The sequence below is a fragment of the Acinetobacter sp. NIPH 1852 genome, from assembly GCF_022549455.1.
GTDB lineage: Bacteria > Pseudomonadota > Gammaproteobacteria > Pseudomonadales > Moraxellaceae > Acinetobacter.
Genome location: NZ_JAKZGG010000004.1, coordinates 116810 through 130346 on the forward strand (window position 1 = coordinate 116810; position 13537 = coordinate 130346).

The 13537-nt window shown below is 39.9% G+C and carries 12 protein-coding genes and 3 tRNA genes; 5 read left to right on the forward strand and 10 right to left on the reverse strand.

Annotated elements, in window-relative coordinates:
* Window positions 1-59: 59 nt before the first annotated feature.
* Together MMO38_RS04960 and MMO38_RS04965 are read right to left on the reverse strand one after the other, a co-directional pair.
* Entirely contained in the window at window positions 60-470 is a 411-nt protein-coding gene (locus tag MMO38_RS04960) for a DUF596 domain-containing protein (RefSeq protein WP_241322780.1), read from the reverse strand.
* 114 nt (window positions 471-584) lie between these two features.
* Complete coding sequence (locus MMO38_RS04965) at window positions 585-869, reverse strand: hypothetical protein (protein WP_241322781.1); 285 nt, start codon at window positions 867-869, stop codon at window positions 585-587.
* 215 nt (window positions 870-1084) lie between these two features.
* Between MMO38_RS04965 and MMO38_RS04970 the strand changes: the two genes are divergently transcribed.
* Entirely contained in the window at window positions 1085-3274 is a 2190-nt protein-coding gene (locus MMO38_RS04970) for a TonB-dependent siderophore receptor (protein ID WP_241322782.1), read from the forward strand.
* A gap of 46 nt (window positions 3275-3320) precedes the next feature.
* Here the strand turns inward: MMO38_RS04970 and glpD are convergent, their stop codons facing one another.
* The 3 genes from glpD to glpK all read right to left on the reverse strand — a co-directional run bounded on the left by glpD (window position 3321) and on the right by glpK (window position 7428).
* Window positions 3321-4841, reverse strand: coding sequence for a glycerol-3-phosphate dehydrogenase (gene glpD / locus MMO38_RS04975; protein WP_241322783.1), 1521 nt, complete (start codon window positions 4839-4841; stop codon window positions 3321-3323).
* 259 nt (window positions 4842-5100) lie between these two features.
* Window positions 5101-5859: a DeoR family transcriptional regulator gene (locus tag MMO38_RS04980; RefSeq protein ID WP_004670322.1), complete on the reverse strand. Its 759-nt coding sequence runs from the start codon at window positions 5857-5859 to the stop codon at window positions 5101-5103.
* Window positions 5860-5913: 54 nt separating this feature from the next.
* Window positions 5914-7428 (reverse strand): glycerol kinase GlpK, encoded by a 1515-nt coding sequence (glpK, locus tag MMO38_RS04985; protein ID WP_241322784.1) that lies wholly within the window; start codon window positions 7426-7428, stop codon window positions 5914-5916.
* Between the two features lie 262 nt (window positions 7429-7690).
* Between glpK and MMO38_RS04990 the strand changes: the two genes are divergently transcribed.
* Window positions 7691-8113, forward strand: coding sequence for a hypothetical protein (locus MMO38_RS04990; protein ID WP_004670318.1), 423 nt, complete (start codon window positions 7691-7693; stop codon window positions 8111-8113).
* A 58-nt stretch (window positions 8114-8171) separates the two neighbouring features.
* Here the strand turns inward: MMO38_RS04990 and MMO38_RS04995 are convergent, their stop codons facing one another.
* The 3 genes from MMO38_RS04995 to folD all read right to left on the reverse strand — a co-directional run bounded on the left by MMO38_RS04995 (window position 8172) and on the right by folD (window position 10337).
* Complete coding sequence (locus MMO38_RS04995) at window positions 8172-8456, reverse strand: GNAT family N-acetyltransferase (protein WP_241322785.1); 285 nt, start codon at window positions 8454-8456, stop codon at window positions 8172-8174.
* A gap of 157 nt (window positions 8457-8613) precedes the next feature.
* Window positions 8614-9282, reverse strand: a complete 669-nt coding sequence (locus tag MMO38_RS05000) for a 50S ribosomal protein L11 methyltransferase (protein WP_241322786.1) — start codon at window positions 9280-9282, stop codon at window positions 8614-8616.
* Between the two features lie 206 nt (window positions 9283-9488).
* On the reverse strand, window positions 9489-10337 hold the full coding sequence (folD, locus tag MMO38_RS05005; RefSeq protein WP_241322787.1) for a bifunctional methylenetetrahydrofolate dehydrogenase/methenyltetrahydrofolate cyclohydrolase FolD: 849 nt from the start codon (window positions 10335-10337) through the stop codon (window positions 9489-9491).
* A gap of 152 nt (window positions 10338-10489) precedes the next feature.
* Between folD and MMO38_RS05010 the strand changes: the two genes are divergently transcribed.
* Together MMO38_RS05010 and MMO38_RS05015 are read left to right on the forward strand one after the other, a co-directional pair.
* Window positions 10490-10563 (forward strand) — tRNA-Cys (locus MMO38_RS05010).
* A gap of 8 nt (window positions 10564-10571) precedes the next feature.
* Window positions 10572-10657 (forward strand) — tRNA-Leu (locus MMO38_RS05015).
* A 119-nt stretch (window positions 10658-10776) separates the two neighbouring features.
* Here MMO38_RS05015 and MMO38_RS05020 read toward each other — a convergent pair.
* Window positions 10777-12540, reverse strand: coding sequence for an alkaline phosphatase D family protein (locus MMO38_RS05020; protein ID WP_241322788.1), 1764 nt, complete (start codon window positions 12538-12540; stop codon window positions 10777-10779).
* Window positions 12541-12748: 208 nt separating this feature from the next.
* Here MMO38_RS05020 and MMO38_RS05025 point away from each other — a divergent pair.
* Window positions 12749-12834 (forward strand) — tRNA-Leu (locus tag MMO38_RS05025).
* 75 nt (window positions 12835-12909) lie between these two features.
* Here the strand turns inward: MMO38_RS05025 and MMO38_RS05030 are convergent.
* Window positions 12910-13305, reverse strand: coding sequence for a hypothetical protein (locus MMO38_RS05030; RefSeq protein ID WP_241322789.1), 396 nt, complete (start codon window positions 13303-13305; stop codon window positions 12910-12912).
* Window positions 13306-13537 lie beyond the last annotated feature (232 nt).

Here is a 13537-nt window from a genome sequence, read left to right on the forward strand (position 1 = left end):
GTACTGATGTAAATTTATTTAAAATCACTAATAATACCCCCAAAGTAAAGATATGACTATTAAGTCCATTCTAAATATTTTTCGCCATTATCTAGAGTATAAATCCAAACTGGTCTCAAAGGGGAGAAATCCTGATCGTAAATAACCAACCATGTTCCTATATCATGCGCACCAATCTCTCTAGCATATTCTTCAGAAGAAGGAAAGAACCTCTTAAATAATTCCAATTGTTCTAAAACAGGAATATCATATATAATAGTGTCATCACCACTTTTTGCTAACAATAACTCCCCAGCATTCATAAGCTGGTGCAATATATTAATAAATATATCTCGTTTCTCAATAAGCTTTTTTTCAATCTGGACATCCTCCGCTAAATTAGACACTGCTAACCAAACAGCATCTAAGGCTTGTCCCTTTACAGAATTCATCAATGCATTAAATTCCTTATCACTCAAGGTAATTCTCATAGTATGAACCTTATCTGAAATTAATTTCTGCCCACTAATTTTATTATTAAACAACAAAACCAATAAAAAAAAACAGATATATTAAAATTTATTTATATAATTTTTTAATAGCCTCTATTTTAAAATCCGCTTCACCCTGATTTTATAATGCTGATCAGCCCAATGTTTGTCCATTGATTTAATTAAAATATTCTTTAACACAACAGTAAAGCCCTTTGGATTTTTCTCAATCCAATTAAGCGCCAAATTCGGCCAATACGCACTGACGCTTTCACTCAATGCATACTGTAGAACTTTTACTTTATTTTCAGTATTTAATTCATCGAAGTTATGATTACATTCTTGCTGCTCAAGCTGTAATAGCCCTTGTCGGACATCAATCACATGCTTTTCACTCATCATCCCCCCCCTTTATCTCATTGAGCTCATAGTGATGTAACACAGGATTTATTACAGCTATCCAGAATTGAATGCTTTCTTAAAAGTGCTTAGTCCCCAAAAATTCCAATCAACCATCTAAATCTCTTCTTTTATTCCCATCAAAAATTGAACGAAATGAATTGCAAAATTCACTAATATTAACAATAATTGTAATAATAATATTTCTCATTTACATGGTTGTAAATATGAGCTCGACCCTCTCCTTCAAACGAAACTCACTTTTTCTTGCACTATCAAGCTTAGTCAGCATTAGCCCCTATAGCTTTGCAGCAGATGAAGTATCGCAGCAACTCCCAACGATTCAAGTCAAAGCAACTCAGAATGAAATTTCAGATTCTGAAAGCACCAAAGCCTATACGATTAAAAATAGTTCAAGTGCGACCAAGCTCAATATCGAAGCCAAAGAAACCCCTCAAACCATCAATGTCATCACTCGCCAACAGATCGAAGACTTTGGTTTAACCTCAACACGAGATATTTTAAATAATACCCCTGGCGTGACAGTCAATGCGCTTGAAACGGAACGCGCCGTATATATGGCTCGCGGATTCGAGATTTCAAATATTTTAGTTGATGGCGTAGGTTTTCCCTCAACGGGCTGGAACTATAATGACACCAATCCCGATAGTTACTTTTATGATCGTATCGAAGTCGTTAAAGGGGCAAATGCATTAACCAATGCTTTTGGTGATCCTAGTGCAACCATTAGCTACATTCGCAAACGCCCGACCAAAAAATTTCAAGCCAATACTGGTCTAAGCTATGGCTCATGGGATACTCAACGCTATGAAGCAGATGCCTCTGGTAGTTTAAATGATCGTATACGTGGACGACTGTCTGGCTTTCAACAAACAGGCGACTCATATCGTGATCGTTATTTCTCAGAAAAAAATGGAATTGCAGGTGTTATTGAGGCTGATATTACGGATTCTACCCTTCTGACCATTGGTGCAAGTCAAGAAAAGCATAAACCAAATGCCAACAACTGGGGTGCAATTCCACTGATGGATGGTTCTGGCAAACAACTCAGTTATGATCGCTCATTTAACCCCAATCCAGATTGGGCATATTGGGACAACACTTCTAGAAATGCATTTATTGAACTAAAACAAAAATTTCTAGATACATGGTCTGCTAACCTAAGCTATAACTACAATGAAAAAGATCATAAAAGCAGACTTCTATACTATTACGGCTACCCAAATGCCGATGGATCGAATGTTGACCTTACTGCTGGAGGCTATATTGAAAAAAATCGAAAACACAATGTTGACCTTAATCTGAACGGAAAGTTTAACTTATTCGGTCAGCAACATGATGCAATCATCGGTTATAACTACACGCAAAATAAGCAAAATGATTCGGCAAGCTATGGCGACATTCAAGATGGCAATATTGGAACATGTACTCGTGGTACTCCTCCAAACACCTATGAAACACAATGTACAACCAATTGGGCAAGCTGGACACCAAAGCATGTAACATGGTCGGATTTCGCCGAACAAGCGGAATATACTCAACGTAATCAGTCTATTTATGCTGCTACTCGCCTGCATCTCAATGATGATCTGAAATTAATCCTAGGTGCGAACTACGTCCAAGCCAAGAGCGAAGGTACAAGCTATGGCTCACCGATGAATTACGATGAAAGTAAAGTTTCACCGTATGCTGGGATTACCTATAATTTTACACCTGAATATACAGGTTATATGAGTTATACCTCTATTTTCCGCCCTCAAACTTCTGTGAATGAAGCCACAGGAAAAGTTGCCGATCCAATCGAAGGGAAAAGCTACGAAGTTGGGGTTAAAAGTGCTTGGTTAGATGACAAACTAACGGGCACTTTGGCAATCTTTAGAACTGAACAAAACAATTATCCGCTGCGCTCAAGTGACGGACATCCTTTAAATCGTAAAGTCGGCATTAGTGATTTACGTTCACAAGGCGTAGAAGTTGGTTTGGCAGGACAACTCACTGATCAGGTCAATGTCTCTCTTGGTTATGCCCAGTTTAGTTTACAAGATCTAAAAAATGGTGGCGCTGCGAGAACTTATAACCCGACCCAGACCTTCAATCTACTGACCACCTATACACCTGCTCAACTACCAAAACTCAAAGTTGGCGCAGGACTGCAATGGCAAGGGAAAACCTCTATTTTTGACAGCGTACAATCAGCTTATTTGAAACAAAGTGATTATGCTTTGCTTAATCTAATGGCAAGCTATGAAGTGAACCAACACTTGACTGTTCAAGCCAATGCAAATAATGTCACTGATAAAAAATACTTAAATAGCTTCACATATAGTCAAGCGTTCTATGGCGAACCTGCGAACTATAGCGTTGCGCTTAAATTTAAATATTAATAAACTTAACCCCTTATCCAAATATAAGGATAAGGGGTTATGACTTTTATGCGGCGTTAGGTGTCTGTCTTTTTGAGTCTAAGTAAGTATCCAATAATTCAACCTCATCATTGCTCATGCTTAAACCGAGCTTAGAACGTCTCCAAAGAAGATCTTCGCTGGTCGTTACCCATTCGAAACGCCACAAATAGTCGACCTCTCTCACATATAAGCCCTGACCAAAATGCTGTCCAAGCTCTGCGACTGAAGTTGCCTCACCCAGAATATTCCAAACGCGTGTACCATAAGCGGAAGCCCAGCGTTTTGCTAAAGACTGAGGTGCATCGGTCACTTGTAGAAGAATTTCTTGAACTAATTGCTCAACAGAATCCATCTTCTCCCCACCCGGTAAAACCTCTTTTGCGGTCCAGCGACCCTGCATTTCAGGGAAGAACGCCTTAAGCTGCTGCATCGCAGATTCAGCCAACTTACGGTAAGTTGTTAATTTTCCACCAAATACAGAAAGCAATGGTGCTTGTCCTACTGCTTGCTTTGACAATGCCAAGGTATAATCACGTGTCACCGCAGAAGGATTATCCGACTCGTCATCACACAAAGGACGTACCCCAGCAAAAGTCGAAATAATTTGCTCTTGGGTTAATTGCTTTTTAAAATGCTCATTACTGACCTTAACCAAATAGTCAATTTCCGCTTGAGTAATTTTCACCTGAGCTGGATCACCTTTGTATTCATGATCCGTTGTTCCAATCATGGTGTATTGATCCAAATAAGGAATCGCAAACACGATACGACGGTCATCATTTTGCATAATAAAGGCTTTATCACCTTCATAAAGCTTCGGCACAACAATATGGCTGCCTTGAATTAAACGAATCCCATACGGTGATTTAAGCTGTAAATCTTGTTTAATAAACTGAGCAACCCATGGACCAGCGGCATTGACCAAAGCCTTGGCTTTGATTTGAAATGCTCCCTGTGCATTTTCCAAATCAACAATCCAGTACTCGCCGTCACGCTTGGCGGATAAACAACGAGTACGTGTCAAAATGTCAGCACCTTTTTCACGCGCATGCATCGCATTCAGCACCACTAAACGTGAGTCATCTACCGCACAATCAGAATATTCAAAACCACGGGTAATCGCCGAGTTTAGTGGGCTATCTTCTTTAAAATAAACGTTATTTGAACCCAGTAATTTCTCGCGCTTTCCAAGGTGATCATAGAAGAATAGACCTGTACGAATCAACCAAGCTGGGCGTAAATGGGGACGATGCGGCATGATGAAACGCATTGGGCGAATAATATGTGGCGCTTTATTCAATAACACTTCACGTTCAGCCAACGCCTCTCGCACTAAGCGAAATTCTTTATGCTCTAAATAGCGCAAACCACCATGAATCAACTTACTACTTGCGGAAGAAGTATGGCTCGCTAAATCATCCTTTTCACATAAAAACACCGACAATCCACGCCCTGCAGCATCAACTGCAATACCAACACCGTTGATACCACCACCGATGATCGCAAGATCATAAATTTTATCTGTTAACTGGGGAGCGTTTTGCATAAATCACCGCAAATTTTCGATATTGTTCAATAATGAAAATTTAAACATATAAAATGAAAATAGACAATAAAAACACGCGACAAAAATGTCAATTTATCGACATTTTTAGACTGATGGTAAAAAATAGAAAGAAAGGGAAAAATGATGATAAGCTTACTAAATATAATATTTACAAGGAATAAAAAATAATTTTATATAAAGTGAACGAAGCAAAAAACAGCTCATTCAAAAAAAGTAAAATTTTTTCGGAAATGAAGATTTATTTTGCAACAATCAACCCAATATCCAAATCTCGAATGGTTTTCATATATTGATCATTGGGCTGTTGGTCAGTAAAAATACAATCCACTTGTTTAAGCGAACCCAAACGAATCATCGCATTACGCCCAAACTTACTGCTATCCGCCGCTAAAAAAACCTGACGTGCACTTGAAATGATTTCTTGCGAAACACAGACTTCTTGAAAATCGAAATCCAATAAAGTGCCATCCTCGTCGATACCACTAATCCCAACCAATGCATAATCTGCTTTAAATTGCTTAAAGAAATCAGCCGTTGCCTGCCCGATCACCCCACCATCAGGGCGAACACGCCCACTGGCGATCAACACTTCAAAATCTTCTTTGGTACTCAAAATTTTAGCAACATTTAAATTATTGGTAATAATTTTCAGCCCCGTATGATTTAACAAGGCATGCGCGATAGCTTCAGTTGAAGTACCGATATTGATGAACAATGAAGCATGATCAGGCACAGCAGCGGCAACAGCTTCCGCAATAGAACGCTTTTGTTCAAGCATGTGCCCGACACGCATAGTGTACTCAGTGTTTTCAACACTCGAATCATGTGCCGCGCCACCATGGTAGCGACGCAACAAGCCTTCATCTGCCAACTGATTAATATCACGTCGAATCGTCTGAGGTGTAACATCAAAATATTGGGCAAGCTCTTCAATACTGATATAGCCACGCTCGCGTACTAATTCGAGGGTTTTTTGTTGGCGTAATATCAAACTCATGCTCAATTCCATCCTATGTTGTTATTTCAACTCATCCGATACTCTCAGTTGAGCTTAATCCTCATCCCAATCTCGGGTGCGACCAACCGCTTTTAACCAACCTTTGTAGAGTTTCTCAGTTCTATCACGACTACTCTCAGGTGTAAAAGTGCGCTCGATCGTCATTCTACTCTTCAATTCATTCAGATCCGACCAAAAACCGACCGCCAAGCCTGCGAGAAATGCTGCACCCATACCTGTGGTTTCTTTCATTGCAGGACGTTCAACTGAAGTACCTAAGATATCAGCTTGGAACTGCATCAGAAAATTATTGGCGGTGACACCACCATCAACACGGAGCGTACGTAACTTCTCACCTGAATCTTGCTGCATCGCATCTAAAACATCACGCGTTTGATACGCAATGGATTCCAGCGTCGCACGAATAATATGCTCGATACTGACCCCTCTTGTGATCCCCAAGATTGCACCACGTGCGGTCGGATCCCAATAAGGAGCACCAAGTCCAGTAAATGCAGGAACGACATAGACGCCATTACTATCTTTGACTTTGGTTGCGTAATATTCAGAATCATGCGAATCATTAATCGCTTTCATTTCATCTCGTAACCATTGCACACACGAGCCACCATTAAACACAGCACCCTCAAGTGCATAATTCACTTCGCCTTTTGCCCCACATGCGATGGTGGTCAATAAGCCATGGTTCGACTGAACAATGCGCTTTCCTGTATTCATTAACAAGAAACAGCCTGTGCCGTAGGTATTTTTTGCTTGTCCTACTTCAACACACATTTGACCAAATAATGCGGCTTGTTGATCCCCTGCGATACCAGCGATCGGGATGCCTATTTCTTGTCCACTGATAGTATGCGTGTATCCATAAACCTCTGAAGAGCTACGCACTTCAGGCAACATTGCTTTAGGGATGTTTAAAGCTTCAAGTAGCTTATCATCCCATTCCAATGTTTCAATGTTAAATAACATGGTCCGAGAGGCATTGGTATAATCCGTCACATGAGCTTGACCGTTGGTGAGTTTCCAAATAAGCCATGTATCAATTGTACCGAATAGAAGCTCGCCACGTTCCGCACGCTCACGACTGCCTTCGACCCGATCAAGGATCCATTTAATTTTTGTCGCAGAGAAGTATGGGTCAATCACTAAACCCGTAACTTTACGCACATAGTCTTGCCAGCCATCTTGACGAAGCTGATTGCAAATTTCATTGCTTTGACGGCTTTGCCAAACAATAGCATTGTAAATAGGTTTGCCCGTTTTTTTGTCCCAAATCACCGTAGTTTCGCGTTGGTTGGTAATCCCAATCGCAGCAATTTGATCACTTGAAATACTCGCTTGCGCTAACGCTTCAACCCACACTGCGCTTTGGGTCGCCCAGATTTCCATCGGATCATGCTCAACCCAACCTGGTTGTGGGTAAATTTGCGTAAATTCGCGCTGAGCTATGGTGATGACATTCGCATCGTGATCCAATACGATCGCACGTGAACTCGTTGTACCTTGATCAAATGCAACCACATATTTTTTTTGACTATCTGTAGAGATCATGACATACCTATCCAGACTGGCCTGATGTATTAGAGCAATGAATTAAACACCCGAAAAAAAACGGAGCGTAATACTGCAATAAAGCAACGACTTCTGTATTAAATTAAAAACTTGGGCGATTATATGCAAAATTGTTCGCAAACGAAAATTCTTTCTTTATTTTTGAATACAAAAGTGACGAAAAAACCATTTTTTAAAGATTACACACAATTCAAAAATCATTTTATGCGATACTTAAAGTATAAATAACAGGATCATTGATATGAAAAAAACCAATTTATTCTTTATTGTAAGCGGTACACTTTTGATTGCTGCATGTCAGACAAGCTCACATCAATATAATGGTGCAAAGGGTTATCAAATTGAAGATAAAACAGCAACTTCGGCGACTATTGCCTATACACTTTCTGCACGTGGCAATGCAAATGTGGATGAGAAAAAATTGCAGCATGCCTGTAAACAAGTGCTCGGTGTAGAAAAAAATTATAAAATTTCAATTCTAAGCACCAATGAAATCATGAACCCCGCCGCACAAGAAAAGTATGGTGTTCAGCTTGGTACCAGTCGCACAACTTTTGGTCTATCCAACTCCCCTGATTTAAATAACAGTGAAGGTTATGCCACTCGTCAAGCACTTGAGACTCGACCAACCACACTTACTGTCGTTCGTTATACCTGTTCTTAATGACATAGATAAAAAATGGATGTATGCAGATATTGATGATGAATACATCCAACCAAGCTTATTTTTTTAGCACATCATGAATGGATGAATCTTTATCAAACACTGATTTTGCAAAAGGACATAAAGGAATTACCTTCACATGACGTTGTCGTACAAATTCGACCAATCCATCTAATAATTGGCGACCAATGCCTTTCCCACGAAATTGATCACTGACATCGGTATGGTCAATAATCAGCATTTCATCACCCGCCCATGTATAAGCCATCTCACCTGCCAATACATCACCATCGACAAGCTTAAATACGCCATGTTTACCATCATCAACGTGTTGAATATTCATACTCTGTCTCTTTTATCAATAAATGTTATTGGATGAAACTTAAATCGGTCATCTTATTATTTCATTCAATGTTTTAACATGATGTTGCGCAGTGCTATGTTGCGATTTTATATCTTATCAAAGCTACGATAAATATTGTTTTAGATAAGCTAGCGGCTTATTTGGTACGATAGAAACTCACATTTTTAAACTCTTTGGCTTCATCCAAATCAGGCCAAGTCGTTGCACTACGTTCATCAATCTTTAAATATTTTGGATGACTAAAATTTTTAACACGGCTGTCAGCAACCCAAACCTCAGGTGCGAATTTCAAAAATTCATCTAAAAAGAAACGATTGCACTGATCATAAAGTACATCAGCAGCGAGCAAGACATCCACTTGTTCTGATTTATAGAGATCATCGAGATATTCAAGCTCTACATCATTTAAGAGCGCATTTTCACGGCATGATTCAAGACTAATGAGGTCAATATCACAACAAATAACGCGTTTCGCACCTGCTATTTTTGCAGCAATTGCAACTACACCTGAACCAGCACCAAAATCTAGAACAACTTTATCTTTAACATGATGCGGTTCTGCCAATAACCATTGTGCCATTGCTAAGCCAGATGCCCAGCAAAAAATCCAATACGGCGTTTCATTCCAAATACGTCGAATGACTTCATCATCCAAACGATCTGTAGGAAATACTGGTGGTATCAGCCATAAAGAAATCGGCGTTTCAGGTAATTGTTGTGCCAATAAGTCAGTATTTGGAATCACATCATGCAATGCTTTAAGTAACTGTTCAGGCGCTTTAGCAAATTGAAAAGTACAGCTCATATCGTTTCTTTAATTCTAAAAAAACCCTCTTAGTGAGCAGTCGTCAAGTTCTAAGTTTTCGCTTGATTTTAGACCTCTCCCTAACCCTCTCCTTGGAGGAGAGGGAGCATCAAATTCGTAAAAGTCTCTCTCCTTTTAGGAGAGAGATTTAGAGAGAGGTTTTTAAGAACTTGACAGCCTTACTCCTAATAAGGGGTTATTAATGCTTAACCTAATGCTTTTTCAGCAGCTTCAACTGTTTGACGAATCAAAGTGGTAATCGTCATAGGACCTACTCCACCAGGAACAGGTGTGTAAGCAGAAGCAACCTCTTCTATACCGACTAATTGGATATCACCTACACCACCGCCATCGCGCGGATGGAAACCAGCATCAACCACAACAGCGCCTTGCTTGATCCAATCTTTTTGAATCAATTCCGCTTTACCCACTGCACCCACGATAATGTCAGCTTGTTTAACCAACTCAGCAAGATTTTTTGTGCGTGAATGACAGATCGTAACGGTTGCATTGGCTTGCAATAGCATCATTGCCATTGGTTTACCTAAAATCGCAGAGCGACCAACCACTACGGCATGTTTACCTGCAATTTCAATCTTGTTTTCTTGCAAAATGGTCATGATGCCTGCTGGGGTCGCTGAACCATACGCAGACTCACCCATCGCCATACGGCCAAAACCTAAGCAAGTTACACCATCGACATCTTTTGCCAATGAAATTGCATCAAAACAAGCTCTTTCATCAATTTGTTCTGGCACTGGGTGTTGCAACAAAATCCCGTGTACATCAGGGTTTGCATTCAATTTTTCAATTTCTGCAAGCAATTGTTCAGTTGTCGTCTCTTTCGGAAGCTCAACTTTAAGCGAATCCATTCCTACACGACGGCAAGCATTACCTTTCATACGCACATAAGTTGCCGATGCACCATCATCACCAACTAAGATTGTTGCCAAAATTGGGGTACGCCCCGATTTTGCTTTTAATGCTTCTACACGTACCAACAAATCCGCTTCGATTTGTGTTGCCAATGCACGACCGTCTAAAACCAATGCCACAGCGCATCTCCAAAATGGGTATGAATCAATTGCGTAAATAATACATGATAATTTGAGCAATATTCTTTTAGATGTTGTTTTTATGTGCATATTCGCGACAAACACTATTGTTTTTTTTCTAAAGATTGCTAATATGTGCATCACCAAGAGATGGCGGGGTGGCAGAGTGGTCATGCAGCGGACTGCAACTCCGTGTACGCCGGTTCGATTCCGACCTCCGCCTCCATTGGTAAAGCCCGAGTGGTGAAATCGGTAGACACAGGGGATTTAAAATCCCCCGCCCACAAAGCGTGCCAGTTCGAGTCTGGCCTCGGGCACCATTTTCAGCTAATGAAATATGGTGCAAAAAATTCCAGCGTAAGCTGGTTTTTTTATGCCTGAAATTTAGCGAAGTATAAAAAAAGCCAAGTACACTGACTTGGCTTTTTTGTTCTTAGACTTATGCGACTTGCTGTGCAGTCTGCATCGGCAATAAATTCACATCTAAGACCAATTGATGCTGTCGGCTTGCATCCACCGTATATTCTGCTGTTTTAATCGAATCGACATAAATCCATTGAGATTCAACTTGAGCTTCATCAAGTTGAACCATCAAATAACCTCGTTGATTCAAATTGCAGTAATTTAATTCATCAATCAGCGCGGTAAATGCGAACTCGAATTGTTGAAGCTGTGCCGTAGGAATATTAAGGTATTTTTCCATCCCCGGCGAAGATACAGAACTGGTTGCCAGCTCAACACCGACAAAAGCACCATCTTTGCTATATAAATTAGACGACCATGCATTATGCGTATCCCCTGCAAGGACCACGACTTTCTTCCTTAACTGCGCCAAAGTGCCATATAGAATCTCACGTTCAGCAAAATAACCATCCCAAGCATCTAAATTATATGGAGCGACAGTCAGCACACGTGCTTTTTCCTGCTCAGTGAGGCTTGGATCACCTTGTTTAAGACGCATTTTCAGAGTCACTAACTCAGTAATCTGAGTCGTCATTTGATTTAATGTGTCTGTGCTTGGATTGCCTGAAGTAATTTCTGCAAGCGACAATAATAATTCAGCTGGAATTAGCATTTTGGTCATAAGAATCTGCTGACCCAATACATTCCATGTTGCGGTGGATTGTTGTAATTTCCCCAGCAACCAATCACGTTGGGTATAGCCCATCAAAGTGCGTGCAGGATTGGTTAAATCTTGTTGAAACTTTTGAATATCCAAACCTGAAGCAGTCAAATAGTCTGCATAATCAAGTTGTTTATCTCGTGCTAAAATTCGGGTATCCAGCATGGTCAGTTGTACCAGATTGCCAAAATCAAACTGACGATAAATATTTAAATGATCTGTCTTAGATACTGGACGAATCGGCATCCATTCAAAATAGGCTTGCAATGCTGCAAGTTTACGCTCAAGGAAACTACCTTCGTTTTCCTGATGATTCTCCGCACCCTCTTTCCAAGTATCATTGGCCAACTCATGATCATCCCAAACAACAATAAATGGATGACGTTCATGCAGGGCTTGTAGATCTTTATCGCTACGATACAGCGCATAACGCTTGCGATAATCATCTAATTTAATAATTTCTTGATCATTATCAGCTGCCAAGCTTCTTCCGAGTTTGGCTGCATCTTCTGAGGCATAACCATCCGCACCATATTCATAAATATAGTCGCCTAAATGAATCACCACATCGACATTTTGCTTTGCCATTTCACGATACACATAGAAATAGCCAGCGGGATAATTCGAACAAGAACACACTGCGAAACTGACTTTCGAGGCACTGGTCGGCAGTGTTTTGGTTTGTCCAACAGGAGACTTTTTATCACCAAAAATAAAGCGATAGTAATAGTTTTGATTCGGTGTCAAACCTGTTGCATCGACCTTAACCGTAAAATCTTGTGCTGCTGCCGTTGTCACCTTATCCGTCTTAACGATTTGCTTAAATTGATCATCTAAGGCAATTTCCCAAGTGACTTGCAAACGTGCACTTGAATCGTTTGGGCTAAGACGTGTCCAAAGAATCACACGACCCTGCAATGGATCACCGCTCGCTACACCATGATCAAAACTGACTTTCAGCGCATTGCTTTCTTTATCTGAACTATTATTACACCCTGTAAAACCTGCGGATAAAGACAAAGCCCCAAAACCAAATAAACTCTTTTGAATCAGTTCCCGTCGTGAAATTTTTGCTGTCATTTGATGGCTACCTTGGTTTTTATTACTTTAAACAAATAAAACTAAGGTGCGTTGATGAAGGTTTGATCTCAATTTAATGAAAAATTTATGAAAGTCAGTTCATTTAATCTATTTTTTATTCGAGAAAGACATAAGTTGATTGAAAAGAAAGCAAATAATCCTTTTTACTCTTGCCAAGTTTTAAAGTGTCCTCTATTATTGCGCACATGCCCGAGTGGTGAAATCGGTAGACACAGGGGATTTAAAATCCCCCGCCCACAAAGCGTGCCAGTTCGAGTCTGGCCTCGGGCACCATTTTTCAACAATGAAATTTGGTGCGTAAAAAAATCCAGCCTAAGCTGGTTTTTTTATGCCTAAAATTCGGCCAGCTTAATACTGGATCAACTGAAAATTTGGATGGTCTGCCAGTTGCTGTAAATAATAACGTTCTTTTTGATAAAAATATTTGTACATACGATTGACCCACTCACCACGTCGAAAAGTGAGTACTTTTTTATTCACACCATCGTAGCTCAGCAATACAACATCACCACCTTCTTGGTTCAAGAGCGTAATTCGATAACTATGCGGTGCATGTAAATGAGAGGCACTAAGTTCCCTGACGATTTCAACTTTATGCTCACCATCAAGCCAATATTGTTTATCAACCAATGCTTTTTCATTGACCCAAAATCCCGTTTCCGCGCCATCATATGTATCAATCAAGAAAAAATGATGTAACTCTTTTAATAACTCAGATGCAGTGATATCCAAATAATCATTCATATCGACCTCTACTCATTTAAATTTTTATAATTAATGTCACTATTTTCGTGGTTCATCCCAGCCAGATAGCAACGTCATGAGCAAGTTTTTAAAAGATCAAAAAATGATTATTTTATTCAAGTTATTGTCATTTAAAGAAAATTGCTCTTTTATCTCAAAGATATATAGGGCGATTTAGAGAATCAATATTTTTTTCTTAGGCTGTCATGAAAATCAGATAAAAAGAAATTTA

Excerpts from the sequence above, each read along its gene's own strand:
- MMO38_RS04960 (WP_241322780.1), bottom strand. The coding sequence starts at position 470 with ATGAGAATTACCTTGAGTGATAAGGAATTTAATGCATTGATGAATTCT.
- MMO38_RS04965 (WP_241322781.1), bottom strand. The coding sequence starts at position 869 with ATGAGTGAAAAGCATGTGATTGATGTCCGACAAGGGCTATTACAGCTT.
- MMO38_RS04970 (WP_241322782.1), top strand. The coding sequence starts at position 1,085 with ATGGTTGTAAATATGAGCTCGACCCTCTCCTTCAAACGAAACTCACTT.
- glpD (WP_241322783.1), bottom strand. The coding sequence starts at position 4,841 with ATGCAAAACGCTCCCCAGTTAACAGATAAAATTTATGATCTTGCGATC.
- MMO38_RS04980 (WP_004670322.1), bottom strand. The coding sequence starts at position 5,859 with ATGAGTTTGATATTACGCCAACAAAAAACCCTCGAATTAGTACGCGAG.
- glpK (WP_241322784.1), bottom strand. The coding sequence starts at position 7,428 with ATGATCTCTACAGATAGTCAAAAAAAATATGTGGTTGCATTTGATCAA.
- MMO38_RS04990 (WP_004670318.1), top strand. The coding sequence starts at position 7,691 with ATGAAAAAAACCAATTTATTCTTTATTGTAAGCGGTACACTTTTGATT.
- MMO38_RS04995 (WP_241322785.1), bottom strand. The coding sequence starts at position 8,456 with ATGAATATTCAACACGTTGATGATGGTAAACATGGCGTATTTAAGCTT.
- MMO38_RS05000 (WP_241322786.1), bottom strand. The coding sequence starts at position 9,282 with ATGAGCTGTACTTTTCAATTTGCTAAAGCGCCTGAACAGTTACTTAAA.
- MMO38_RS05020 (WP_241322788.1), bottom strand. The coding sequence starts at position 12,540 with ATGACAGCAAAAATTTCACGACGGGAACTGATTCAAAAGAGTTTATTT.
- MMO38_RS05030 (WP_241322789.1), bottom strand. The coding sequence starts at position 13,305 with ATGAATGATTATTTGGATATCACTGCATCTGAGTTATTAAAAGAGTTA.